Annotated in this window: 28 protein-coding genes; 18 read left to right on the forward strand and 10 right to left on the reverse strand. The window is 50.6% G+C overall.

Features of this window, described 5'->3' with window-relative positions:
• Positions 1-6: 6 nt before the first annotated feature.
• Together kdpA and kdpF are read right to left on the reverse strand one after the other, a co-directional pair.
• Entirely contained in the window at positions 7-1,815 is a 1,809-nt protein-coding gene (gene kdpA / locus ACMYR3_RS01100; protein ID WP_424193698.1) for a potassium-transporting ATPase subunit KdpA, read from the reverse strand.
• Positions 1,815-1,904, reverse strand: a complete 90-nt coding sequence (kdpF, locus tag ACMYR3_RS01105) for a K(+)-transporting ATPase subunit F (RefSeq protein WP_424193700.1) — start codon at positions 1,902-1,904, stop codon at positions 1,815-1,817. The genes kdpA and kdpF overlap by 1 nt, the downstream gene beginning before the upstream one ends.
• 363 nt (positions 1,905-2,267) lie before the next feature.
• Here kdpF and ACMYR3_RS01110 point away from each other — a divergent pair, with 363 nt between their 5' ends.
• From ACMYR3_RS01110 to ACMYR3_RS01120, 3 genes are all read left to right on the forward strand, one after another.
• Positions 2,268-2,618, forward strand: a complete 351-nt coding sequence (locus ACMYR3_RS01110) for a CzcE family metal-binding protein (protein ID WP_424193702.1) — start codon at positions 2,268-2,270, stop codon at positions 2,616-2,618.
• Between the two features lie 129 nt (positions 2,619-2,747).
• Positions 2,748-3,272: a sigma-70 family RNA polymerase sigma factor gene (locus ACMYR3_RS01115; protein ID WP_424193704.1), complete on the forward strand. Its 525-nt coding sequence runs from the start codon at positions 2,748-2,750 to the stop codon at positions 3,270-3,272.
• A complete protein-coding gene (locus ACMYR3_RS01120; RefSeq protein WP_424193705.1) occupies positions 3,269-4,021 on the forward strand; it encodes a DUF3379 family protein in 753 nt (250 codons plus the stop codon). The genes ACMYR3_RS01115 and ACMYR3_RS01120 overlap by 4 nt, the downstream gene beginning before the upstream one ends.
• A gap of 27 nt (positions 4,022-4,048) precedes the next feature.
• On the opposite strand, the gene ACMYR3_RS01125 is transcribed toward ACMYR3_RS01120, so the two are convergent.
• Positions 4,049-4,990 (reverse strand): HPP family protein, encoded by a 942-nt coding sequence (locus tag ACMYR3_RS01125; RefSeq protein WP_424193707.1) that lies wholly within the window; start codon positions 4,988-4,990, stop codon positions 4,049-4,051.
• A gap of 158 nt (positions 4,991-5,148) precedes the next feature.
• Between ACMYR3_RS01125 and ACMYR3_RS01130 the strand changes: the two genes are divergently transcribed.
• Both ACMYR3_RS01130 and ACMYR3_RS01135 read left to right on the forward strand, forming a co-directional pair.
• Complete coding sequence (locus ACMYR3_RS01130; protein WP_424193709.1) at positions 5,149-5,439, forward strand: antibiotic biosynthesis monooxygenase family protein; 291 nt, start codon at positions 5,149-5,151, stop codon at positions 5,437-5,439.
• Positions 5,440-5,766: 327 nt separating this feature from the next.
• The gene (locus ACMYR3_RS01135) at positions 5,767-7,365 is read left to right on the forward strand and encodes a methyl-accepting chemotaxis protein (RefSeq protein WP_424196294.1); all 1,599 of its coding nucleotides are present in this window, start codon (positions 5,767-5,769) and stop codon (positions 7,363-7,365) included.
• A 64-nt stretch (positions 7,366-7,429) separates the two neighbouring features.
• Here the strand turns inward: ACMYR3_RS01135 and ACMYR3_RS01140 are convergent, their stop codons facing one another.
• From ACMYR3_RS01140 to ACMYR3_RS01155, 4 genes are read right to left on the reverse strand one after another with little or no spacing between them, the layout of a single operon-like run.
• On the reverse strand, positions 7,430-8,329 hold the full coding sequence (locus tag ACMYR3_RS01140; protein WP_424193711.1) for a methyltransferase domain-containing protein: 900 nt from the start codon (positions 8,327-8,329) through the stop codon (positions 7,430-7,432).
• An 11-nt stretch (positions 8,330-8,340) separates the two neighbouring features.
• Positions 8,341-9,264, reverse strand: coding sequence for a hypothetical protein (locus ACMYR3_RS01145; RefSeq protein WP_424193713.1), 924 nt, complete (start codon positions 9,262-9,264; stop codon positions 8,341-8,343).
• Between the two features lie 18 nt (positions 9,265-9,282).
• Positions 9,283-10,176: a type III pantothenate kinase gene (locus tag ACMYR3_RS01150; RefSeq protein WP_424193715.1), complete on the reverse strand. Its 894-nt coding sequence runs from the start codon at positions 10,174-10,176 to the stop codon at positions 9,283-9,285.
• Positions 10,173-11,153: a biotin--[acetyl-CoA-carboxylase] ligase gene (locus tag ACMYR3_RS01155; RefSeq protein ID WP_424193717.1), complete on the reverse strand. Its 981-nt coding sequence runs from the start codon at positions 11,151-11,153 to the stop codon at positions 10,173-10,175. The genes ACMYR3_RS01150 and ACMYR3_RS01155 overlap by 4 nt, the downstream gene beginning before the upstream one ends.
• Before the next feature lie 42 nt (positions 11,154-11,195).
• Here ACMYR3_RS01155 and ACMYR3_RS01160 point away from each other — a divergent pair, with 42 nt between their 5' ends.
• The 11 genes from ACMYR3_RS01160 (at position 11,196) to lipA (ending at position 20,443) form a co-directional block, all read left to right on the forward strand.
• Positions 11,196-12,344 carry an MlaE family lipid ABC transporter permease subunit gene (locus ACMYR3_RS01160; RefSeq protein ID WP_424193719.1) on the forward strand — a complete coding sequence of 383 codons (1,149 nt, stop codon included), beginning with the start codon at positions 11,196-11,198 and terminating at the stop codon, positions 12,342-12,344.
• Positions 12,341-13,150 (forward strand): ABC transporter ATP-binding protein, encoded by an 810-nt coding sequence (locus ACMYR3_RS01165; protein WP_424193721.1) that lies wholly within the window; start codon positions 12,341-12,343, stop codon positions 13,148-13,150. Before ACMYR3_RS01160 ends, ACMYR3_RS01165 begins: the two co-directional genes overlap by 4 nt.
• Positions 13,140-14,147 (forward strand): MlaD family protein, encoded by a 1,008-nt coding sequence (locus ACMYR3_RS01170; protein ID WP_424193722.1) that lies wholly within the window; start codon positions 13,140-13,142, stop codon positions 14,145-14,147. Before ACMYR3_RS01165 ends, ACMYR3_RS01170 begins: the two co-directional genes overlap by 11 nt.
• Entirely contained in the window at positions 14,141-14,749 is a 609-nt protein-coding gene (locus tag ACMYR3_RS01175) for an ABC-type transport auxiliary lipoprotein family protein (RefSeq protein ID WP_424193724.1), read from the forward strand. The genes ACMYR3_RS01170 and ACMYR3_RS01175 overlap by 7 nt, the downstream gene beginning before the upstream one ends.
• A 37-nt stretch (positions 14,750-14,786) precedes the next feature.
• A complete protein-coding gene (locus ACMYR3_RS01180) occupies positions 14,787-15,989 on the forward strand; it encodes a VanZ family protein (protein ID WP_424193726.1) in 1,203 nt (400 codons plus the stop codon).
• 145 nt (positions 15,990-16,134) lie between these two features.
• Positions 16,135-16,452, forward strand: a complete 318-nt coding sequence (locus tag ACMYR3_RS01185; RefSeq protein WP_424193728.1) for a (2Fe-2S) ferredoxin domain-containing protein — start codon at positions 16,135-16,137, stop codon at positions 16,450-16,452.
• Positions 16,453-16,462: 10 nt separating this feature from the next.
• The gene (locus ACMYR3_RS01190; RefSeq protein ID WP_424193730.1) at positions 16,463-17,107 is read left to right on the forward strand and encodes an alpha/beta hydrolase; all 645 of its coding nucleotides are present in this window, start codon (positions 16,463-16,465) and stop codon (positions 17,105-17,107) included.
• Between the two features lie 26 nt (positions 17,108-17,133).
• Positions 17,134-18,294, forward strand: a complete 1,161-nt coding sequence (locus tag ACMYR3_RS01195) for a D-alanyl-D-alanine carboxypeptidase family protein (protein WP_424193732.1) — start codon at positions 17,134-17,136, stop codon at positions 18,292-18,294.
• Positions 18,295-18,334: 40 nt separating this feature from the next.
• A complete protein-coding gene (locus tag ACMYR3_RS01200; RefSeq protein WP_424196295.1) occupies positions 18,335-18,610 on the forward strand; it encodes a DUF493 family protein in 276 nt (91 codons plus the stop codon).
• Between the two features lie 23 nt (positions 18,611-18,633).
• On the forward strand, positions 18,634-19,281 hold the full coding sequence (gene lipB, locus ACMYR3_RS01205; protein ID WP_424193734.1) for a lipoyl(octanoyl) transferase LipB: 648 nt from the start codon (positions 18,634-18,636) through the stop codon (positions 19,279-19,281).
• A 163-nt stretch (positions 19,282-19,444) separates the two neighbouring features.
• Positions 19,445-20,443, forward strand: coding sequence for a lipoyl synthase (gene lipA, locus ACMYR3_RS01210; RefSeq protein ID WP_424193736.1), 999 nt, complete (start codon positions 19,445-19,447; stop codon positions 20,441-20,443).
• Positions 20,444-20,597: 154 nt separating this feature from the next.
• Here lipA and ACMYR3_RS01215 read toward each other — a convergent pair whose 3' ends face one another.
• Together ACMYR3_RS01215 and ACMYR3_RS01220 are read right to left on the reverse strand one after the other, a co-directional pair.
• Positions 20,598-21,512, reverse strand: a complete 915-nt coding sequence (locus tag ACMYR3_RS01215) for an ATP-grasp fold amidoligase family protein (protein ID WP_424193738.1) — start codon at positions 21,510-21,512, stop codon at positions 20,598-20,600.
• Positions 21,496-22,266, reverse strand: a complete 771-nt coding sequence (locus ACMYR3_RS01220; RefSeq protein WP_424193740.1) for a hypothetical protein — start codon at positions 22,264-22,266, stop codon at positions 21,496-21,498. The genes ACMYR3_RS01215 and ACMYR3_RS01220 overlap by 17 nt, the downstream gene beginning before the upstream one ends.
• A gap of 598 nt (positions 22,267-22,864) precedes the next feature.
• Between ACMYR3_RS01220 and ACMYR3_RS01225 the strand changes: the two genes are divergently transcribed.
• Positions 22,865-23,224 (forward strand): RidA family protein, encoded by a 360-nt coding sequence (locus tag ACMYR3_RS01225; protein WP_424196296.1) that lies wholly within the window; start codon positions 22,865-22,867, stop codon positions 23,222-23,224.
• Between the two features lie 130 nt (positions 23,225-23,354).
• Here ACMYR3_RS01225 and ACMYR3_RS01230 read toward each other — a convergent pair whose 3' ends face one another.
• On the reverse strand, positions 23,355-23,771 hold the full coding sequence (locus ACMYR3_RS01230; protein WP_424193741.1) for a hypothetical protein: 417 nt from the start codon (positions 23,769-23,771) through the stop codon (positions 23,355-23,357).
• A 264-nt stretch (positions 23,772-24,035) separates the two neighbouring features.
• On the opposite strand from ACMYR3_RS01230, the gene ACMYR3_RS01235 reads away from it, so the two are divergent.
• Positions 24,036-24,884, forward strand: a complete 849-nt coding sequence (locus ACMYR3_RS01235) for a CsgG/HfaB family protein (protein WP_424193743.1) — start codon at positions 24,036-24,038, stop codon at positions 24,882-24,884.
• Positions 24,885-24,941 lie beyond the last annotated feature (57 nt).

Genomic DNA, 24,941 nt, shown 5'->3' on the forward strand with positions numbered 1-24,941 from the left:
CCTCGCTTAGCGTGCAGAAAACAGTTGCAGATGTTCAATGACGGGCCCGAGTGCGAGCGCCGGTACATAGTTCAAGACACCAATCAGAATCACTGTGCCAACCAGCAAGGCAATGAACAGCGGTCCATGCGTGGGCATCGTGCCTGCCGTTACCTCCAGCCTTTGTTTGGCAGCCAGCGATCCAGCCACCGCCAGGATTGGCACAATCATGGCAAAGCGGCCAAACCACATCGCAATGGCCAGCAGTAGGTTATAGAAGGGGGTGTTGCTGCTCAGGCCGCCAAAGGCGCTGCCGTTATTATTGGCGGCTGATGAGAAGGCATACAGGATTTCGGAGAAACCATGAGCTCCCGGATTGGCTACGCCAACCGTACCGGCTTCGAATATGACTGCCAAGGCAGTGCCAATCAGTACCAATGCTGGTGTTACCAGAATCGTGATGGAGGTCATTTTCATTTCATAGGACTGGATTTTCTTACCCAGATATTCGGGTGTTCGGCCGATCATCAAACCAGCTATAAACACGGCCAGAATGGCAAAAATCAACATGCCATAGAGACCTGAACCAACCCCACCAAAAACCACTTCGCCAAACTGGATCAGGATCAATGGCACAGCACCACCCAATGGCATGAATGAGTCGTGCATGGCATTGATTGCGCCACAGGATGCTGCTGTGGTAATTGCCGCAAACAGGGCGGAAGCCTGGATGCCAAAGCGGGTTTCCTTGCCTTCCATATTGCCGCCTGATTGCAAGAGACTACTGCCCTGATCGACTCCCATAGCCTGCAAGGCCGGGTGCGCCTGCTGTTCGGCCAGCATGACTGCAACGGTCATGATCAGAAACAGGATAGTCATCGCACCGATGATGGCCCAACCCTGGCGAATATCGCCGACCATATGACCAAAGGCAAAACAGAGTGCGACAGGAATCAGAAAGATTGAGAGCATCTGTACCAGATTGGATAGCGCGGTCGGATTTTCATAGGGATGCGCCGAATTGGCATTGAAAAATCCACCACCATTGGTACCCAGCATCTTGATGGCTTCCTGAGATGCTACCGGGCCCATCGGCAAGGCTTGGGTACTGGTCGTTTGGGTGGTCATGATTGGATTACCTTCAGCGTCTTTCAAGGGTTGACCATCCTGATCCGTCTTGGGTTGCTGATAGGTCACAGAATCAAGCAAATGCACTTCTTGGTATGAAGAGAAATTTTGAATCACGCCCTGACCCATCAGGAAGATGGCTAAGATGATCGATAGCGGTAGCAAGACATAAAGGGTTGAACGGGTCAGGTCGACCCAGAAGTTGCCAATCGATTGTGCCGAGCGAAGTGAAAATCCGCGAATGAGTGCAAACGCCACCGCCATGCCGGTGGCGGCCGAGAAAAAATTCTGGCCAGTCAGTGCCAGCATCTGTGTCAGATAACTCATGGTGGATTCACCTGCATAACCTTGCCAATTGGTATTGCTGACAAAACTCACTGCCGTATTGAAAGCAGAATCAGGACTGACATTGCCCATTGCCTGTGGATTGAGTGGCAGCCAGACTTGCAGTCGCTGGGCCGCATAAACAAACAGGGCACCGAGGGTATTGAATGCCAGTAACGCCAGTGCATAGGTTTTCCAGCCCATGCCAGTGGCTGGTGAGGTGCCTGCCAGACGATAGAGGCTGCATTCGACTCTGCCTAACCAGGCAAGACCGGTAATGGTTTGGCCATTGCCTACCTTGGCCAGGTAAATCCCCAGCGGATAAGCCAGCAGGAACAAAATCCCCATGTAAAGCGTCAACAGGAGTAGCACTTGTGTGTTCATCACAATTGCTCCGCTTTGAGTAGTGCTACCAGTAAATAAATGAGTAGGCTGACCGAAACCACGGCGCCTGATACATAAAACAGATTCATGGCTGTACCCCCAATTTTTCGCAAGCCTTTACAAATAATCCGCTTAGCAAGCAAAACAGGGCAATGGCACTGATGAAGAGAATATCCACGATGGCGGGCTCCCGAAACGGTGATTGATAGCGGAGAGCGTAACGGGAAAGGGCTAAAAATTTTCTAAAGATTGCGTAAGCGGGTCTAAAGAAAATCTAAAAATGTGACTTGAAAAATCGTAGGGATGTGCTGATGGCAATTATTTTTAATCGCGCATGTAAGGATTTCCGGTCTCAACCGGTCTTATGCATAAGCGAGTTGCAATGCCCAACAAATTTCACGGCGCGACTCGACTTTCCTTGATTAACCATTGCATAGAGATCGGAGTACGTCATGTCTTTCACAACTCTTTCACCTGTATTACGTCGTAGCCTGCTGGCCTTGACTTTATTGAGTGCAGCATTGCAGGCCCACGCTGCTTTTTCGGTTAAATCACCACTGGGCTCACGAATTGATGGCGCGGTAGTCGATCGCGAAATTCAGATCGACAAAAACACACATTGGGTCAATGTGCAAAAAAATGAGCGGATTCGTTTTGTGAATGCCGATACCGGCAAGTCCTTTCAATGGCAGTTTGATACGCTGGATCACCCCATCATTGTGTTGAAAAACATTTTGCCCGCTGCTACTGACAATATGAATGTGAAGGTATTTGTGGGTACTTCACCCGATGAAGTGAATTAAAGCGATGTTGACTTGCGTACAAGTTGGGCGGTACAGATATGGTGGGTGGGTAAAGGCGCATCATGTCTGTAGCTTGGTCGCGCCATTGTGTGGTTCTCTCACTATTCAACCATGAGTGAGTGAACCACAATGACAACACAAGAACGCGAATTTGAATTGGCCGTGCGCAGTTATAGCAAAGATATGTACCGCTTTGCTTTTTGGCTGTGTCACGACCATCATGTGGCCGAAGATTTGGTGCAGGAATCGTTTCAGCGTGCCTGGTCGCATTGGGGCAAGCTAAACGATGCGGTGACATTAAAGAAGTGGTTATTTAGTATTTTAAGAAATGAATTTCTACGACGTTTTGAACGCAAGCAGATTGATACCGTGGATATGGATGAGGTTGAAATGCCAATGGCTGGTGGGTTGGGTCTGGATGAGGCGTATGGCTTGCGTCAGATGCTTATGAATGCACCGGTCAGTCTATGTGAACCTTTATTGCTGCAAGTGTTAGGCGGTTATTCGGCAGAGGAACTGGCTGAGTTATATCAAACATCAACCGGTGCTGTGACCACTCGATTAAGCAGGGCAAGACAATGGTTGCGCAAGCAATTGCATCAAGATAAGCAAGATTTCAGTACGACTTTGAGTAAGGGGGAGCAACTACTATGAATTGTCTGGATACCCGACGTATGCTCCTGGCTGATCCGCGTGCCGAATCGTCGCCGTTGTCGGCGCATCTATCGCAATGCGAAGCCTGCCGAGCGTTTTTGGTACGTTTGCAGCGTGATGAAATCATTTTGCATCAAGCGATTGATATTCCTGTGCCTGCACAACTTGAAGAGCGTATTCTGCTCAAAATGCAATTGCGCAATCGAGTATCAAATAGCCGGTTGTCAAATCAGTGGCAATTATTTAAAAATTGGATAAATACTTGGTTAACGCTGCGACCGCTTGGATTGTCAGCGATGGTCTTGGCCAGTGCCATGTTTGGCCTATGGATGGTATGGCCCAGTTTTGTTCAGCCTGTCTGGGGAGATCTGATGTTGACGGAAGTCATTGGTGAGCCGGAGGCACTCAAAACGTCACTGGAAGTACCGACACTTTCGGTGCAGGCCGCATTGAAAGACTATGGTTTGGCTTTGAAAGCAGGAATGGGTAAAGTGCATTACTTGGACTATTGTGATCTGCCTGGCGGCAAAGGTCTGCATGCCGTGATTGAAACACCCGATCTGGGCAAGGTCAGTCTGATCATCCCGCCGGTGGGGGCGCATCTTAAACCGGCAACTTCATCGCGTGCTGGCTATACCGCGCAGATCGTTCGGCTCAAAGCGTCCAGTATTGGTGTGGTCACTGAGCAGCCCGAGAAGCTGGCCGCTTTTTCTGATCGATTGCAAACTTATCTGGTGGCCAGCAATTAAGTGTGCTGATTACATGGGGCAGCTTATTTAAGACTGATGGTCTCTTGGCTTGAGTTCACTGCCGACCCAGCGGGCAAATTCATTACGGGTGCAATTGCCGTGGTTATGCAGGCCATAACCGTCGACCACCTTGTAAATGACCAGATCAAGCTCTGGATCATCGGAGCGGCGTTCATCGACAATCTGTCGGACCGACCATTGCTGGCCAGGACGATCATTGCAATAAAACTTGCCTAATTGCACCAGGGGCAAGGCCGCTTGTTGACGTTGTTGTGCCGCGTTATTGGCCAGATCAAACAGGGCGCGCAGTTCATCAGTGCTGGTGTCAATCACGACATTGAGTTGCGCCATTGCGCTGTTGATATCCACATCCAGCACTTGCTGTCGTGTTGCTGCGGCGTTCGTCAAACCCCCCAGTGTTTTGTAGCGCATGCGTGCGGCCGGGTAGACTCGCCAGGCAAAAAAATGATTGAATGCCACGGCGATGAGCAACAGGATGATGCAGTTCAAACCAACGGGCATGAGCGCATATTGATAGCCCAGCAAATGAATCGATGGACCGCCGATTACCGCCGCCAACGCTGTTGCACCGCCTGGCGGATGAATGGAGCGGGTAATGTGCATCACCCCAATGGCCAGACTGACGGCAAGTGCTGCAGCCAGCACGGGGTCGGCAATCAGTCGATAAGCGGTTACCCCGGCCAGCGCCGAGAGCACATTGCCACCCAGTACCGACCAGGGTTGGGCAAACACGCTATGGGGGATGGCAAATACCAACACTGCCGAGGCTCCCATCGATGGCACGATGATCACTGCGGCCGTTGGGCCCAGCAAGTATCGTGTCATCAACAGTACGGCAAGCAGGCCCAATAAGCCACCCAGCGTGGCAACGATCTGCTCGCTGGTCTGATAGGCGGAGGCGGGCCAGCCCATATAGCGTTTGAAGGTGATGAGGTAGCGGTGCAGCATGAGTTTCTCCAATGGATCTTTTTATTGTGAACTATTGTGTCATATTGTATTTCCGTGCGCTGGTACGGGGTTATTGTCTTTGCGGCCTTACGGTTTTGTCCGAATCAATGTCTGCTTGGTAAACTGCCAGCCTCGCTATTTTTTAAGCAGGAGCCCTCATGATTCTTGAAGTCGTTGTGTTTAATATGAAGCCCGGCAGTGCTACCGAATTTGCTACCGTCTTTCCATCTGCTGAAAAGGTGATCGCATCGGCCAAGGGCTATGTCTCACATACCTTGCAGTCTTCACTGGATACGCCAGATCGTTACATTTTGATGGTCAAATGGCAAACGCTGGACAATCATATGGTGGATTTTCGTGGTTCCGACAAGTTTGTGGAATGGCGCGCGATCATCTCGCCATTCTTTGCCGAAGCACCCGTGATGGAGCACTATGCGCTGCCGCAATAAGGCTGAAAAACATTAGTCATAGTGAAAAAGAATTCAACCCATTTAACCAATTTAACAAAATTATGTGGAGTATATTCATATATTGACTTGTTATGTGCGTAAATTAATGGGTTTTAAAAATACTGATAGATAGTATATTTTTTATTTGTGAAATAGCTAGGGAAACCCCCTTCATCTCATTGCAATACTTTTATGCCATTACCCTTATTCTTTCAGGACCCTGTTAATTAGTCCAATGAAGGAGTAACAATGTCCGCAGTGATAGAGGCGTTTAGCCCGGCGGTTGACAACGAGTTATCTACCGCACTGCGCGGTGGTGCCACCCGCATGCAAGTCAACACCACCCAGGTTGAGCATTACCTGGATCCCGCCAAATCGATCGTCACCAAAACCGATCTGAAAGGCAGGATTCTTTATGTCAATCCAGAATTTGTGCGTTTAAGTGGTTATACCAAAGAAGAGTTGCTCGGCCAGTCACACAATATTGTGCGGCATCCTGATATGCCCGCCGCTGCTTTTGCCGACTTATGGACCACGATTAAAGCCGGTAAACCTTGGCGCAGTTTGGTAAAGAATCGCTGCAAGAATGGTGACTTTTACTGGGTAGAAGCCTATGTCACGCCAATCACTGAAAATGGCAAGGTGACAGGTTATATGTCGGTGCGCAATAAACCCACCGAGCAGCAAAAGCAGCAAGCGGAAGCTTTGTATCGCGCTGTAAATCAAGGTCAGCAGGCCATGCCCATGACACCTGTGCATCGTACGATGTCGATGAAGCAAAGTGTATTGCTGTTCTCATTGCTCAATCTGGGTTTGGCGCTGGGCATCAAGCTATTTGCCGGCACGGGCTGGGATTGGCTCTTTGCGGCAATTCTGATGCTTGCGACCAGTGGCGGTGGTCTGTATTTCAGTGCCACCATGACTCAAGCAATCAATGAAATGAAGCGTGGCATGCTGGCCTTGTCGGAAGGTAATTTCAATGCCAGGATCAGGTTATCGGGCAATGCCGAATTTATTGAGCTGCTAACGGGCTTGCAATCCATGCAGATCAATCTGCGTGCCATCATCAGTGATGTGCTGCTGGCCAGCAATGAGGTGCGCAGCGAGGCCAGGCAGCTTGATTCGCTTTCACTCAGTCTGCTGGAACGCTCCAATCAACAGACCACCAGCTTTGCCAGTGTCGCCACCGCCCTGGAACAACTGACCATCTCGGTATCCGAAATTTCTGATGCTACTCAGGCCAGCTCAAATAATTCTGAAGCTGCGCAGCGGATTGTGGGGGAAGGAACGGAGCGGATGGCACAGTCGATACAAGCGACTCAACAAGTGGTCAGCGTGGTCGACAATGCGCGTAATCAGGTGAATGATTTGACCGATGCAGTTTCGCACATCAATCAGGTGGCCAGCTCGATTGGTGAAATTGCAGAGCAGACCAATCTGCTGTCGCTCAATGCTGCCATTGAGGCTGCCCGAGCGGGTGAGAGTGGTCGGGGTTTTGCCATTGTGGCTGATGAAGTGCGGCGACTGGCTGAACGCACTCAGCAAAGCACACAAGATATTGCCGGCATCATTCAGCGCGTTCAGGAACAAACCAATCTGGTCTTGAAAACCATGAGCCAGGCTGCCGCAGAAGTGGGGCGTGGTACCAGCATGATTGCCACATCCAATGATAGTCTGAGCGAGATCGCGCGCGTAAGCGAAGACAGCATGGTATCGGCAAGACAGATTGCGGAACGACTTAACGAACAGACGCAGGCTTCAACCGAAGTGGCGCATAGCATGGATATCATGAATGCACTCAATCATGACAACACACAGGCGATCAATGAAGTGCAACAAGCTTCGGTGGCACTATCAAAAACTGCACAAGAATTACACTTGCTGGTGCAACATTTTGAGCAAAGTCTGGTCGAATCAGGTTCTTGATATTGCGTTTGAATACAAGGTTTGACGGGTCTGGCATGCCTTGGTGCATGTCAGCGTTCAAATCTTAAGGGCGCAACTTTTCAAATTTTACTATTGCTTCACCACGACTGGTGCGTCGTGGTTCGGCTTTCCAGGCGTGGCCATATAAAATTTCATAAGTGAGTGTGAGTTTGCCGTTGGTGTTGCGCTGGCTTTCCAGTGTGGCTAATAATTTTTTCTGATAACCACGACCTTTCAGTCCGGCTTGTGCATCGGGTAAAGTGGCTGCACCCAACAAGCGCACATCGGCGAGCAACTTGCTGGCATCATCATAAGTGACGATGATTTTTTCCATATCCATCACTGGCGTGCCAAATCCCGCTTCCACCAACAGATCTCCCCAGTCATGCATATCCACAAACGGGTTGATGCGTTCCGCCCGCCCGAGTTGCGCATAAGCACTGCGCAACTCTTTTAATGTGTCTGGGCCAAAACAACTCAACATGACCAGACCACCCGTCTTGCAACTGCTTGCCCAGTCCTTCAAGAGTTGTCCGGGATCAGCCACCCAATGCACCGCCAGATTACTGAAGATCATGTCCAGACTTTGTGGTTTGAGGGGCAGATGGCGCATATCAGCCTGCAATAGATTGGGTACTGGAGTGCGCTTGATCAAGCGTTGCAGCAATGAAGCTGTTGCAGGTAAATTGGTTTGCGCCTGTTGCAGCATCTGCCAGGCCATATCCAGCGCCAGCACCTGACTATCTGGATACAGGCCTTGTAATTGCATACTGCTTAAGCCATGACCACAACCTGCATCAACGACTCGCTGTGGTGTGATCTTGATGATCGCCAGTTTTTCAAACATGCGTCGGGCAATTTCGGCCACCAGATAATCGGTTTCGCCAAAACGACTGGCACGTCGTTCAAACAGCTGGCGAACCCGTTGCGAGGTATGGGCAGCAAAAAAAATGGGATCGGTCATGCAAAATCAGTTCAGGGTTTGCTGGCAGTGGTGTTGCCGCAGTCCTTCAATTCGGGGTTGGGCTTGCCGGGGCCAGCGCTGTGCACGACGGTTTTAAAAGCTTCGCGCAGCTTGGCGGCATCGGCTTCATTGACTTCTGAAAATTTCAACTGTACCTTATTGACCAGGCGCGGTGTCAAGGTAGCTTGAGTGACACCCTGTTTCACGAGGCCTTGTTGAAAGCTGCGCGCAGATTCTTCAACCTTGAAAACACCCAGCGAGATGGCCATGCGCATTGGCCCATTATCCTGAATGACAAAGTAATCCTTCACACCGGCTTTTTTCAATTCTTCGACACGGGCATCCACTTCTTCCTGTGAGCGTTGTGATGGTATATGCACCATCCAGCTGGATGCTTCAGAAGCGTCATGACTTTCACTCTTCAGATTCAAGGATTTGATTGCTGTTTTGAAAGCATTGCTATCTTCAATGGTTAAAGTGGTAGTTTGCAGGCACCGTGCAGCAGTCGTGTTGGGAGCCGCAGCTGGCGTTGATGCGATCGTTGCGGCACTGTTATTGGTCGGTGGCATGGTTGGAATAATGCTGGCCGGCACGGTGACTGCAGCCACGGCAGGCGTGACTGCTTCGGCTGCTTTGCTATCAGTTGAATGATTGGGCTTCTCAATGGACTCGTTGCTGGCGGCGTTGGTTTCCGCAATCACTGGTGTCTCAGAAGTGCTCGGTGTGGCTTGAGCGATGGTTTTTTCTGGTTGGCTGTCTGGTTTGTTAAGCGGAGCAATCAGCTTGAATCGATCGACTGCGAGTTCTTTTTTCATGCGCTCAGGTTCACGCCCTTCGGTCCATACCTGCCCCAACCAGCCTTTTTGTACGCCAAACAGCAAAGCATTGGCCAGTACCAGTAACAGCAGAACAATAGTCCAAGAAAAACGTGACATAGATCGATCTATCAGAGGTTAAGAAACCGATCGAATCGATCGGGTCGCCAGAACAAACAAACCTTCAATCACCAGATTGGGATGAACCCAAACCTGGGCAACCTTGCTGACAGCAGCATGAGTGTTCTTGTCCCATTGTGCCAGGGTCGTTGCAATCAGCGGTGCGGCTTGCTGCGCGCCACCACCACTGAGCAAACAGGCCGGTGCAGAGCCATGCAATTGCTTCAATCGCATATATTGAATCATAAATGCGCCCAATTGCGCGGCAACACAGCCTGACATTATGGCATCGTTGGTATTAAGCCCAAAATCAGCCAGTTTCCCATCGGCGAGTGGCAACTGTGCGGTATTTTGATGCAGAGAAGCCAGCATGGTTTGGTAGCCGGGCAAGATTTGGCCACCAATAAAACGCATCCCTTCTGTGGATGGTAATAGTGCATCCAGCGTGGTGGCCGTACCAAAAGTGCTGACCAGGGTAGCTTGACCTGGCAACAGCTGCGCGGCTGCGCATAAGGCCGCCCAACGGTCACAACCCAATCTGCTAGGGTCAGCATAGCCATTGATTAAAAAATCAAGATTGGTTTCTGCCTGCAACCATTGTGGCGTGATGGTTGGTGCCAGTTGCTGTAAAAAGGTTTGCAATTGCACGCGGATTGATTGACTCGCCACATGCGAAATGAATATGACTGCTGGCGTAATAGATTGAAGTTGGGTGTGCAACGCAGCTTGCCACGCTGCCACATCTTTGCTGGGAAAAATACTTAAGTCAGTCACACCAATGGTTGTGTGGTTGGCTGATGCAGTCAATTGGATGGGCTGCCAATGTACCTGGGATAAATCGGCCAGCGTCCATTTGATGCGCGAGTTGCCAACGTCAATCAAGAGCGCAAGGTTTGTCGATCGCAGACTCAAGCCAAACTCCTTAATGAATATTGACTGTTTGAAGGATCAGCCAGATCACCGGACATAATGGTTTGATTGCCTTGTGCAGTTTCCAGCAATAAACCGCCTTGCGCATTGATACCGCGACAAATGCCATTGTGTAAGTTTTTTCCGTCAAGCCAGATGCTCACTGGCCGATTGGCATGATGGTTGTAGTTCTGCCATTCTTCCATAAAAGGTGCCCAACCCGCATGAGAAAAGATCTGCCAGTCTTTCAGTATTTCAATCATCAGCATGGCAAGCAGTGTAGCGCTGTCAGGTTCAAGCAGCGCATCATTAAATAGCTCATCAATGCCCGCAGTTGGCAAAACCTGATTGGTGGTGTCTGATTGTGCAAGTGGTGCTGGTGCTTGTAGATTGATGCCAATCCCGATCACACAATGACAAGATGATGCCTGCGTTGATTTGGCCACTTCAACCAAAATACCTGCCAGTTTTCTGCCTTGATACAGCACGTCATTCGGCCATTTCAAGGTGATGTCAGCCTCAGGTGCTTGAACGGCATGTAGAGTGGCATGTTGATTTGCATGGTTCGTTTGTGCATCGCGCAAGCATTGCAGGGTGCGCGCCAGGGCCAGGCCGACTAACAGGCTCGCACCAGATAGTTGTTGCAATGGTGCATGCCAGGGCAGGGCCAGTGAAAAAGTGAGTGTCTGCCCAAGCTGACTATGCCATTGTCGTCCCAGGCGGCCACGTCCGGCAGTCTGTGCTTCAGCCAGGAGCAAGATGGCTTGATCTTGATTGGTGGCATGAGACGCCATGATGTTTTGACGTGCTCGCTGTAGTAAATCACTGTTGGTTGAAGCGGTGCTATCAATCAACTCGACTTGCAATCCAGAAAAGTTGGGGTGTGTTAACAAGGCTGGTGCTAATGCTTGCTGCAATGTCTGGGCATCGACATAATGGTGCAGCTTGCGGGTATCAATCATGGTAAGTGAGCTGGTCATAGGCAAAATCTTACCCAAGTTTTTTGAAAACGCTGATTTCACGTGAATTTAACTTCTGCCGAACAGATCAAACCGCCTAATCTGGAGCTGCAAAATGCAGCGGGTCAGTCACAGCTATTGTTGGCTGGCAACTGGACGATTGCACAATTGGCCCAAGGCAAGCGATGGCAGGCCTTGCAGGACAGCTTGCAGCAGCATCGGCAGCTCCATTGGGATTTGAGCGGGATTGAGCGACTGGATTTGGCCAGTGCCCAGTTTTTACGACAGATCATTGCCCAGCCAATGCCAGCCAGCTGGACCATGAGTCCATCCCAGCGTGCACTGTTTGATCGGGTTGAGGAAGGCTTGACCGATTTGGCTGCCGGTCCAGCCTTGATGATCGAGTCCCGCAGTTGGTGGTGGCCGATCGTCAGCCTGGGTGGCATGCTGCTTTACTTTTTGCAGCATGCGCGCAAATTTATTGAATTGTTTGGCCAGTTCGTGCTGGATCTGCTGACGCTGCTCAGTCATCCCTGGCGTGGTCCATGGAAAGAAATTTCCGCCAATTTGTATCGCAGTGGCGCGCAGGCTTTGGGGATCACCGCTTTAGTCGGATTTTTGATTGGTGTGGTGTTGAGTTTTTTGTCGGCCCAGCAGCTCAAGGTGCTGGGGGCCAATGTTTTTATTGTCAATCTCCTGGCCATCAGTATTGTGCGTGAGTTAGGGCCGATGCTCGCGGCCATTCTCGTGGCAGGTCGTTCCGGATCATCCATCACTGCGCAAATTGGCGTGATGCGGGTCACGCAAGAACTCGACGCCCTGGTGGTGATGGGCATTGCCCACGGTTATCGCCTGGTCATGCCGCGCGTATTGGCGCTGATGATTGCCATGCCCCTGCTGGTGCTGTGGACCGATGCGCTGGCACTGGTGGGGGGCATGTTTGCAGCGCGTATGGAGCTGGGTCTGAGTTATGCCTATTTCATCCAGACCCTGCAAGATGCCATCACGCCCTATAACTTATGGCTGGGATTGGGCAAGGGCGTGGTGTTTGGCTCCCTGATTGGTCTGGTGGCCTGCTATTTTGGTATGCAGATTCGTGCCAATACCGAAAGCCTTGGCCAGGGCACCACCACTTCGGTGGTGACGGCCATCACCTTGGTGATTTTGGCGGATGCCGTGTTCGCTATCATTTTTTCGGGGATGGGCACATGAACGTCATCGAGATCAGCCAACTACGCACCCAGTTTGGTCCGACGGTGATTCATGATCACCTTGATCTGACGGTACACAAGGGTGACATCATGGCCCTGGTAGGCGGTTCTGGCACTGGCAAGACCACCTTGCTGCGCCAGATGATCGGCCTGGAAACGCCAGCTGCTGGCACTGTCTCGGTATTGGGGCAGGCGATTTTTTCAGAGGCGGGCAAGGCCACACAAGCGACCATGAATCAATTGCGTAGCCGCTGGGGCATGTTGTTTCAATCGGGTGCTTTGTTTTCTACATTGAGTGTGTTTGACAATGTGGCAGTGCCTTTGCGTGAATTGAGTGGATTGCCTGACACATTGATTGCCGAAGTGGTTAATCTCAAACTGCTGATGGTCGGACTGACGGTTGCCGATGGTCGCAAATTGCCATCTGATTTATCGGGCGGCATGATCAAACGCGTGGCGCTGGCACGGGCACTGGTGCTGGAGCCGGAGTTGCTGTTGCTGGATGAACCGACAGCCGGGCTTGATCCGGTTTTGTCCGAAGGTTTTTGTGATCTGATTCTCACCTTGCATCAGCAACTCTGTTTGACCGTAGTCATGGTCACCCATGATCTGGATACGATTTTCAAGTTATCCACGACCGTGGCCGTATTGGCCGATAAGCATGTGATTGCCTGTGCTGCACCGGCTGATGTGCTCAAGGTGGATCATCCATTCATTCAGGCTTTTTTCCTTGGCGAACGCGGTCGCCGTGCGGCTGGCGCACTCGCTCAAGGACAACACATGGAGTTGCTCTCTCATGGAAAATAAATCGCATGCTTTTTGGGCCGGGTTATTCACCTTGGGGCTGATGATTGCATTGGCATTGGTGGTGATCTGGCTCAATCATGATGGCTCCGTCAAGGCCAGTTATGAGCTAGTTACGCAAAGTTCGGTATCCGGACTTAACCCGCAAGCGTCAGTGCGTTACCGCGGACTGGATGTAGGACTGGTCGACAGCATTGGTTTTGATCAACAGGCCGGTGCCGACAAGGCCGGACAGATCGTGATTCATATCACGATTGATGCCGGCACCCCGATCACGGAATCCACCTTTGCTGTGATTGCTTCACAAGGCGTGACGGGTTTGGGGTACATCCAGCTTGATGATGAGGGTATGTCGCATACGTTGCTCAAAGGTACTCTGGAACACCCGGCACGGATTCCCATCAAGCCCAGCCTGTTTGACAAGGTACAGGCCAAGACCGACCTGATTTTGAGTGATGCACAACGGCTGACCAGTGAGCTGGCCACCTTTTTCAATACCGATAGACAGCAACAATTGTCCGATCTGGTCAGCTCGCTGGATCAGGCAGTGCATGCCTATTCTGAAATCCCCGGGCAGCTCAAACCCGCCTTGGCCAGGATTCCGCAATTGGAAGCCGAGTTTCAGCAGACGGCCATCAACCTGAACAGTTTGAGTCAGGAGTTACGCCAGCTCACGACCCAACTCAATAGCCCGCAAGGCCCGTTGCTGACAACCAGCAACAAGCTCAATGAAACCCTGGATCAGCTCAAGCTGCAATCCGGCCAGATTGGCGCTTCGCTGCAACATATCAGTCAGCAGGCGGATCGTGATCTGCTGCCGCAACTCAACGATTTATTGATTCGGGCGCAAACCGCCACTACGGCACTGGAACGTGCCGGTAATCTGATTGAGCGTCAGCCCAAAAGTCTGTTATTCGGACGTCAACCAGAGATACCAGGGCCGGGTGAGCCGGGCTTTCAATCGCGTCATCAACCTGCTTGCGGAGGGGCATCATGCTGATTCGTCGTACTCTTACTGTCATACTGATTTTTGCTGGCTGCTGGTTGGGTGCCTGTTCAACACCGCCAGTTACCATGGCCTCGGTGTTTGATCTGGGCACCATCAAGCTCACTCAGGTAACGTCAAATTCTGCTGGCATGCGTGTGGAAGTCAGTGCCACGCCAGCTTTGGCAAGTACTGATATGGTCTACCGCCTGCTCTATGACGATGCACAGGTTTGGCGACGTTATGCCAATAGCCGCTGGGCGGCCACGCCGGCCCAATTGATTCAGGAACGCTTGCGCGTGGGATTGTTGGCGGCACTTGCTGTCAGCAATGCCAGCAGTTCTGCGGGGCCACGCAATCTCTCAGTGAGGGTGTTGGAATTTTCACAATGGTTTGATCGGCCTGACAGTAGTCGTGCCGTGATTCAGGTGGAGGCTCAGCTCTATCAAAATGGTATCTTGCAGGCGCAACAGCTCATGCAAGTCGAGGCACCAGCAGCAAGCGCCAATGCGGCGGGTGGTGCGGCAGCATTGGCACAAGCCGGTGACGAGCTGGCGAAGCGATTATTGGGCTGGCAAGATGAACATAAACGTGAGCAGGTGATGTCATCAAAATAAGGCACAATGCGGCCTGGTTATTTGGGCATTACTTCACATGACATATCAGGCAGAAAGCAAAAGCTGGCAACGCCATCGCTCGCCATTGGCGGTTGCCATGGCCTTGGTGCTGTTGGTCATCATTGCCTATGCCAGCCTGTACCCGATGTCGGGCTGGAGCGATGACGGTACACCGGTATGGGCCTATGTTTTTGCGCCCATCAATTGGCATCTCTACAAGTTTGATTTCGTGATCAATATTTTGGGTTATGTACCTTTTGGCTTTTTACTGGTGCTGGCCATGTATCCACGGCCTCGTGGACTCTGGGCCTTATTGAGTGCGACCCTGTTGGGGACATTGGTCTCGGGCAGCATGGAAGCGCTGCAGACTTTTTTGCCCACGCGCACTTCATCCAATATTGATTTGCTGACCAATATTGCCGGTACGCTGGTGGGTGCTTCACTGGCTTTGCCACTCGCCAGTAAGCTGATTGATCGCGGTTGGCTGCGTCGCTTGCGTCTGAGCTGGTTTGAGCCGGGCCACAGCATGCATCTGACCATTGCCCTGATCTGGCCTTTTGCGCAGCTCTATCCGCAAGCCTATCTGTTTGGCAATGGTGGTGTGCTGGGTGAAATCTTGTTGGCGCTTTATCAGTCCATTACGGGCAAGCAACAAGCTGAAGGGACGATGCGTGAAGTGTTGAGCTGGCTGGATCTGTCGCACTGGCTGCAAGACAGTACGCCCAATCATGCTGATCTGCATCGGCTTGGCGAATTTGCCGTGACCACCAGCGCCATCTTTGGTGCCGCCATGTTTTGCATGTGTCTGGCCAAGCCTCGCGCACCGGCACGACTATTGATTGGTGTGGCGCTCAGCGCGACGATCCTGCTCAAGTGCCTGGTTGTGACCTCTCAGTTTTCCTTTGCCGACATGCTGGGTTGGGCAACGCCCGGTGCCATGGCGGGTATTTTGATGGGTATCACACTGGCTTTTGTGGCCTGTATTGCCGGCCCAAGGCAGCGCCGTTTTTGGGCTTGGCTGGGTCTGCTGCTGCAATTGCTGCTCTGTAATCTGATGCCACCCAATCCATTTTATGAAGCCATGATTGATGCCTGGCATCAAGGCAAGTTGATTCATTTCAACCAGCTGGCTTTATGGGTGTCCATGCTATGGCCTTATCTGGCAGTGCTTTGTTTGCTGGTCAATCTGGATAAACGCGTCGACAAATTGCATATACTGCATAGGGGTATAAAGACTTAAAACCCCTTTAAGTGCTTGGAATAAGCTTTCCAGGGGCAATTTTTGTATACTCTTTTTACACTTGTCGGCATGACAAGCCAATGGCAACAAGTTGGCAGTTTCTCCACGTATAATCCCGTTTTGCCCTCCACAGGTGTTACCGATCATGAGCCAGGATTCCTATTTCAAACATCACGTTTTTTTCTGTTTGAACCAACGCTCCGAAGGCGAAGCCTGCTGTGCCAATCTGGGCGCCAAAGAAGCTTTTGATCACATGAAAAAAGCGGTCAAGAACAAAGGTTTATCGGGTGCTGGTCAAATTCGCGTCAATAAGGCCGGTTGCCTGGATCGTTGCGAACTTGGCCCGGTTATGGTGGTCTATCCAGAAGGTACCTGGTACACCTATGTAGATAATAGCGATATTGACGAAATTCTTGAATCCCACCTGATCCAGGGTAAGCCGGTCGAGCGTCTCAAGGTTTAAGTAGCACTGCATGAATATCCATACTCAAAAACAACTGATCGACGGTCCTGTCGGCAAAATTGAAGTCGCCATTGATATGTCCGAAGCCTTGCCTGCCCGTGGACTGGCTTTGGTTGCGCATCCGCATCCACTGTTTGGCGGTACGATGGATAACAAGGTGGCACAAACGCTGGCGCGTGCTTTTGTGCAACTGGGCTACATTACCATTCGCGCCAACTTTCGCGGTGTCGGCAAGACCGAAGGTGCGCATGATCACGGGATTGGCGAGCGCGCTGATCTATTGGTCGTGATTGACTGGCTGCAAGCAAACTATGCCGGGCAATGCGTCACCCAACCGCCGCCCTTGGCGTTGGGTGGTTTTTCCTTTGGCAGTTTTGTGATCTCGCATGTGGCGCAAACCCTCGTTGAGCAAGGCCGTGCGGCCGAACGTCTGGTGATGGTGGGCACGGCCGCCAGTCGCTGGGAAGTGGCCACTGTACCGGCTGATACCATTGTGATTCATGGCGAACTCGACGACACCGTACCGATTCAAAGCGTGTATGACTGGGCGCGCCCGCAAGAGCTGCCCATGATTGTGATTCCCGGTGCGGATCACTTTTTTCATCGCAAGCTACCGCTTGTCAAACAACTCATTATCAATGCCTGGGCCAAATAGGCTTGGGTACTCTCTCTAACGGAACCATGTTGAAAAAAATCGTCTCTTTTGTTTCTGCTGCATCCCTGACCTTTGCGCTGGCACTGCCAAGCGCGCAGGCGCAGGTTGCGGCCCCTGCCGTGGCTGCCAAGGCCTGGTTATTGATTGATATGAACAGCGGTCAGACGCTCACCTCGCAAGAGCCTGATATGCGTGTCGAGCCTGCTTCGCTGACCAAGCTGATGACAGCCTATCTTTCTTTCAGCGCGCTGAAAGAAAAAAAGATCACGCTTGATCAAATGATCACGCCATCCAAAAATGCCTACAAGCCAGAAGGCTCGCGCATGTTCATTGATATTGCCAAACCGGTTTCGGTGGACGACTTGCTGCATGGCATGATTATCCAGTCTGGTAACGATGCCTCGATTGCCCTGGCCGAACTGATTGGTGGTAGCGAAGCTGCCTTTGCCGAGCTGATGAATCGTGAGGCCAAAAGCATGGGTATGAACAATACCAACTTTAAAAATTCAACCGGCTTGCCAGACCCCAGTCATTACAGCACGGCCAATGATCTGGCCAAACTGGTGATCCGCCTGATTACTGATTTCCCCGAGCAGTACGGCCTCTATTCCATCAAGGAATTTACCTACAACAATATCAAGCAGCCCAACCGCAACCGCTTGTTGTTTATGGATCCTACGGTAGATGGCGTGAAAACCGGTCATACCGATGCAGCCGGTTTTTGCCTGATTTCTTCAGCCCATCGACCACTGCCCAATGTGCCCAATGTACAGCGTCGTTTGTTGTCCGTCGTATTGGGTACCACCTCCGATGCTGCCCGTGCGGTGGAATCCCAAAAGCTGCTCAACTTTGGTTTCAGCGCTTTTGATGACGTGCGTGTTTACGAAAAAAATCAGGTATTGGGTACGCCCGAAGTCTGGAAGGGTAAACTGTCCAATATCAAGATTGGTCTGAAAGAAGACCTGTATCTGTCGGTACCCAAAGGTCAGGCGGATAGCGTCAAGGCGACGCTGGATCGCACCCAGCCTTTGCTCGCACCATTACAACAGGGTGATCAGGTAGGTGTGTTGCGGGTGGAAGTGGATGGCAAACCCTTTGCCGAGCGTCCCGTTGTGGCTTTGGAAACAGTCGAAACTGCTGGTTTCTTTGGTCGTCTGTGGGACACGATCCGCTTGTGGTTCAAATAAGCCAATTGATTGGAAAGCGCATGAGGAGAGCATCATGACCCTGGAGCCGATTCCACCTGAAGAAAGTCTGATCGAATTTCCTTCGGCCTTCCCCATCAAGGTCATGGGCAAAACACATCCCGATTTTGCTCAAACCATGACCGAGCTGATTCTGAGCTTTGATCCGACTTTTGATCCCGCTACTGTTGAAATGCGGCCATCCAAAGCGGGCAACTATTTGTCGCTTACCTTCACCATCACCGCTACCAGTCGGGTGCAGCTTGATGACATCTATCGGGCGCTGACTGCGCATCCGATGGTGTCCATGGCGCTTTAGTCAGCAAAATCATTTCTATTCGCATGGCTTCCTCGGCAATTGTGGTCAAACAACTCGGTCTGGCCGACTACAGCGCCACCTTTGAGGCCATGAAAGCCTTTACTGCGGCACGTACTGCTGAGACCACAGATGAAATCTGGCTGGTGGAACATCCACCGGTTTTTACGCTTGGTTTGGCTGGCAAGATGGAACATTTGCTTCAGGTCAGCGACATTCCATTGGTCAAGGTGGATCGTGGCGGCCAGATCACTTATCACGGCCCTGGTCAGGTGGTGGCTTATCTGCTGCTTGATTTGCGTCGCCATGGTTTACTGGTGCGCGAGCTGGTCTGGAAGATCGAAGCAGCTACCCTGCAAACCCTGCGTGACTATGTCATTGCGGCCGAACGTAAAGAGGGTGCACCCGGCCTGTATTTGGACGAAACTGCCCCCAAAGCCTTGCAGGGCGCCAAAATTGCCGCCCTGGGCTTAAAAATCCGACAGGGTTGCAGCTATCACGGCGTGAGCCTCAATGTGGCGATGGATCTGTCGCCGTTTGATCTCATCAACCCTTGCGGATATGAGGGATTACGCACAGTGGATATGGCCACCTTAGGCTGCACTGCCAGTTGGCAGAATGTGGCGAACACGCTGGCTGCACGGTTGATTGAATTCATTGAAAAGCCTGCATGAAAATTGCAGAGATGGTATCTGATACGGACAAGTTGTGTCAGCCGCGATGTTTGATTCTGTGCCAGGCTCTGAGTCAGATCATACGGTGAGTCCAGCAAGTCCTTACAATAGGCCAATCAATCAGTAAAAAATACGCTAATCGCTATATAGAAAGTCCGAGACCATGGATTCCAAGCCCGCCGTTACCGAGAGCGCTGCACCTCACTACGACCCGACTGCCAAGCAAAAGGGGGGCAGCAAAACGGCCCGCATTCCCATCAAGATTATTCCGGCCGAAAAGCTCGCCAAGCCCGACTGGATTCGCGTACGCGCGGGTTCAGCAACGGGTCGCTTTACTGAAATCAAACAGATTTTGCGTGAACATAATCTGCATACTGTTTGCGAAGAAGCTTCCTGTCCCAATATTGGCGAATGCTTTGGCAAGGGCACGGCGACCTTCATGATCATGGGTGATAAGTGCACCCGTCGTTGCCCATTCTGCGATGTTGGACATGGCCGCCCTGATCCGCTGGATGTGAACGAGCCAGACAACCTGGCCAAGACCATCGCTGCACTCAAGCTCAACTATGTGGTGATCACCAGCGTTGACCGGGATGATTTGCGTGATGGCGGTGCCCAGCACTTTGTCGATTGCATCCGCAAGACGCGTGAGCTGTCACCCATGACACGGATTGAAATTCTCACGCCGGACTTTCGTGGTCGTATGGATCGGGCGCTTGAAATTCTCAAGGCCGCGCCACCCGATGTGATGAACCACAACCTGGAAACGGTGCCACGTTTATATAAAGAAGCCCGCCCCGGCTCCGACTACGAATATTCGCTGAACCTGCTCAAGCGCTTTAAAGAACTGCATCCCAATGTCCCGACCAAGTCAGGCATCATGGTTGGCTTGGGTGAAACCGACGAAGAAATTTTGCAAGTCATGCGCGACCTGCGTGCCCACCATGTTGATATGCTGACCCTGGGCCAATATCTCATGCCTTCGTCCGAGCACCTGCCTGTGCGTCGCTATGTTCACCCCGACACCTTCAAGATGTTTGAAGATGAGGCCTACAAGATGGGCTTTGAACATGCCGCAGTCGGTGCCATGGTCAGATCGTCATACCATGCGGATCAACAGGCTCATGCGGCGGATGAATCTATCAAAGAAAAGCGTATTTAATGGATCTAAGAAAATAATGAATGATCAATTTTATTGAGTAACTTGGTAGCATAACGCCATTGTTCACTTTATTCAAAGCAGAAGATGGCGTTGCGCTTTTTGGTTTGATGCAGCTGGCTTTACTATTGATTCTATAAAAATTTTGGTTGGATGATCAAGGCTTCAAACTTTGATCATTGTCAAAAAACGCCTTATTGAAGCGCTGCTCTCCTTCTTCTGAACTGAAACGAGCCAGTCCACCACCGGGGAGATTGGTCAGCTCACCAAAGATGAAATCTGTTTTGGACGCATAAAAGTCCACCCGCACAAAATCAAAATTCTGGGCGAGCAATTCGGCTTCTTTTAAAAGTTGCTCAAGAAATGGTGGTGATGGCAGATGCAATTCCTGATAGGGTTGTCCAAGGGCAACATGCAATGCTTGCCAATGTTGATCAAAAGATTCGCGTCGTTTTTCCTTATCAAAGCGATCAATGACTGAAATGATGCGCGCTGAACCTTGACGACAATGAATGGAACCTTCTAGATAAAAGGCGTTATCTAAATAGGGTTCGACAATGAGTTTTTTTTCCAGTCCGGCATAGTTATGTTCCAGCTCATGTAGAAAAAAATCATGCTCCAACCATTGATGCAATTTTGGCAGTGCGGTCAAATAGTCTTGTGTCTGATGAATAAAACAAATGCGGTTTGAAGAGTGCGTCGGTTTGATGACAACGGGAAACTCACTCGGCAGGTAAGCGTCTATCTCTGCATGATTTTGTAGTATGGCCAGCGTGGGCATAGTGCGACCAGTGCCGACATGATCGCTGACAAATTGCTTGCCATGCTCTTTGTCGGTGACGTGCCGTTTAAGTGGGTCACGCAATGTACCATTGATTTTTCGAAAGAAATGATAATCGTTGAAGCGTTGTTGTTTGGCTTTGGGAATTCTTTTGTGGCGATGTATGAAAAATAAATAATGGTAAGACAAAAACAGTCGTTCATATAGCCAGCCATCTTCGTTCAATAATTGAATGCCAGCAATGAGCGTGGTTCTGAATTGTCTGAGCCAGGAATCAGATGCCGTGTGCATGTTTGACACCTCGGAAATAACGCAATGACCAGCTCATGACAATTCGTCCATCCTTGCGTTGAAGACCTGGACAGATATCCAGTGCAGCAATGAGTGTCTCAACACTCATTGCTGTCAACCCAAAAAGTCTGGTCAAATAAGTATGCAGCTCAGCTTCTGAATGGAAAATCCACGGGCAAGCCAGCATGGTGGTACTTACGTCAGTAAACCCATGATTTAGCAAAACTTGGGTAAATGCTTGGGTAGGATAGGCGCCACAGTGTCCTGATGCGGTATGAGCGTTGATGAAACCATCCAGAAAATGATGTTCTGGGGAATCTTCAGCTACTTCGGCAATTGCCAACACGCCGCCAGGTTTTAATGCTTGCCAGGCACCTGTCACATAGCACTGCTTTTCTTTTGCATTGGCATGATGAAATGGTACGACGGCCAGCAAGGCATCGTAGGTATCAGCTGCAATACCATCCAGATCCCAATTGGTCAGCATGACATTTTCAGCATAATTGCTTAAATGCAATTTAAGAAAATCTGCCCGATCAATGTTTGCCATTGGGTAAAGCAGTTCCAGCATCTTGCCTTCGGCAGGTACTTCCAGCAATCTTTGTGGGCTATTCAAATTGGCATATGACTGTAAAGCCAGAAATTCGTTGAGGCGCACATCCGGATAATCAATCACTGATTCAATGTACTGATCCACATTGTTTGATAGTCTCTCGATATAGCTGATAGGTTCTGGCTGACTGGATTTGTTCATGACGATGATGTGTCGATTTTTTCGTGAAGAATATTTTTAACATTGGTGCTGCGGAGCATAGCTGAGTTAGTTCATGCTGATCATGAAATAATCGGTGTTTATGGAAACTAGTTGGGTTGGGCGGACGGGTAATTGCAGCTGATGAAGCATAGTCATGCCGATTAATGTGTAAACCAATGGTAAGCTTCAGTTGATTTCTTGGATGAAAATTTGATTGGGTAACACGCGATCAGCTCGGGCAGCCTACAAGAAAGTAGACGAGCGTCAAGCGCTATCACATGGGGGCTTCCAAAATAAGACTCATTAAACAAAGGATTTCAGTTGTCAGAGAAAAATGATGAAAAAATTCTGGGCAGACAATTCTTTATGAGTTGGTGGATGGCTTATGTTATGAAGAGAACTGGAAAAGACATTAAACCTCATTGATTGATAGGTTCCATGGGATGGAATTCCTCAACAAATTTTTATTGATGCAGACTCATTCATCAATAAAATTGATTTCTCATGGAGATTGCTTTATCAAAATTTATCTTTATTGATTCCTCTTGTTATCTTGTCTAATTCTTACATCTGAAAATTAAATATCACCATGAACAAACTGATCATTACTCGTCACCATGTTGGCCAACGTTTTTCCGAAGTCGCCATTCACAATGGTACGGTTTATCTGGCCGGGCAGATTGCTGAGCGCAATCCTAATGGTTATATTGCCGAGCAGACTGCTGAGGTGCTGGAACATGTTGATCGTTTGCTGGCCGAGGCCGGCAGTGACAAGGCTTGTATTTTGCAGGCGACAATCTATCTGGCCAGCATGGATGATTATGCGGGAATGAATGCGGTGTGGGATGCCTGGGTGGCACCGGCTGCGGCACCTCCACGTGCGACGGTACAGGCGCAATTGGCGCATCCGGATTGGCGGGTGGAGATGGTGATTGTGGCGGCACAACGCGTAGATTAATATCGCTTTGTTTGATGATGAGGCAGATAACTTAACTGCTTTAACGAGTAGATTTTCAATAAAAAAGGGCATGCCTGCGCATGCCCTTTTTGCTTTGATCGCTAACTTTTGCTGATATTCAATATTTCAATCAGAACAAGGCAACCAAGGCTTTACCAGCTTTGCTGGAGAGTTCCTTGGCTGATACGGTGCCATCCTTGTCAGGATCGGCAGCCTTGAAGTAGCTTTCAGCTATGCTGACGACTTCTTTTTTGTCGAGTGTACCGTCCTTGTCCGGGTCGGCCTTGACGAATTTACCTTTGCCAATTTTGATGGCCTTGGCTTCAGCTTTATCCAGTGTGCCGTCTTTGTCGGTGTCGAGTGCATCAAAGCGTGCTTCAACTAATTTGCTCACTTCAGCCAAGTCCAGTGTGTTGTCGTTGTCGGCATCCCAGGTTTTGAGTTGCTCAGTAACAGAATTGGCAGCGGCATTGGCGATCGGTAAGGCGCTCAATGCAGCAGTTAACAGCATTGCGCTCAGGCGAGTGGTTGGTTTAATAGTCTTCATCTTGACGTCCTTTCGATTTGGATAGGGATTAATCTTATCCCCTTATTGACACAGCTAATCTTATGCTGTCTATTTATTATAAATTGTTGTGCGGCGCAATAAGTTGCAACCATGCTAAGTGTGGCCGATCTGCATCAAATGAAGGCTGAATTTATCTGAGCTGTCTGACCGATGCCAGCGCAATGCGTCAACCACGCCATGAGACACTGCGTTCGCTTAGAATCGCGGCAAATGTCGTAATCAAATAAAACAAGGGAGAGGTCAATGCATATGCCACAACACGCTGGCTGGTTATTAACACGTCGCGCGGCTGCGCTGGGTTTGGCGGGGCTGCTGGCGTTGAGTACGCTGTCTGGTTGTAAAAAAATTGAAGAAAACCTGGGCGCGTCACCGGTAACGGGCTCAGCCGGTAGCGCCGGTACGCAGGGCGAGGCGGCCAGCCTGCAAAAATGTGATGCACCAATTGCCACGGTGGCATTGGTGGAAAATCCGGCTGGTTATGGCCCCTATATTTCCAGGTACAACCTGCCCGAATCGCCCGTACCTTTGCTGCGTTTGCTGATGCAGCAAACCGGCTGCTTCAGGGTGGTGGATCGCAATGCCGGTTTGAAAACCACGATTCAGGAAAAAGAATTGTCCGAGGGTGGCTTGACGCGTGAAAACACCACCATCAAAAAACGTCAGGTGATTGAGGCGCAATACGCGCTCACGCCCAATCTGGTGTTTTCCGAAAAAGATGCGGGTGGCTCGATTGGCGGCATCATGGGCATGATCCCGTTTCTCAGCAAGTTTGTTGGGCTGGCCGAGCAGGTCAAGTTTAAGGAAGCCCAAGTCGTGCTGTTTTTGACCGACAACGAAACCACCGAGCAACTGGGTTCGGCCGAAGGTTCTGCCAAGGCGACCGACCTGGGATTGGGTGGTTTGGCCATCGGCAAGACGGGCGGCGCTGGCGGCATGGGCTGGGGCAATACCAACGAAGGCAAGATGATTGCCGGTGCGTTCTTAAATGCCGTCAACAAGCTGGTGCCGCAAGTACAGGTGCTGGCTGCCAAAGAGTTACCCGCAGCCGTCAAAACCAAAATGGCGCCTGTGGTCAGTACCGCTAAGCATTAAGCCAGGTAGCGTGATAGGCTTTGCTTGAGCTGTTGATGCGTTGATTCGGGCATCAAC

The organism is Ampullimonas aquatilis, assembly GCF_049675895.1.
GTDB classification, from domain to species: Bacteria; Pseudomonadota; Gammaproteobacteria; order Burkholderiales; family Burkholderiaceae_D; genus Ampullimonas; species Ampullimonas aquatilis.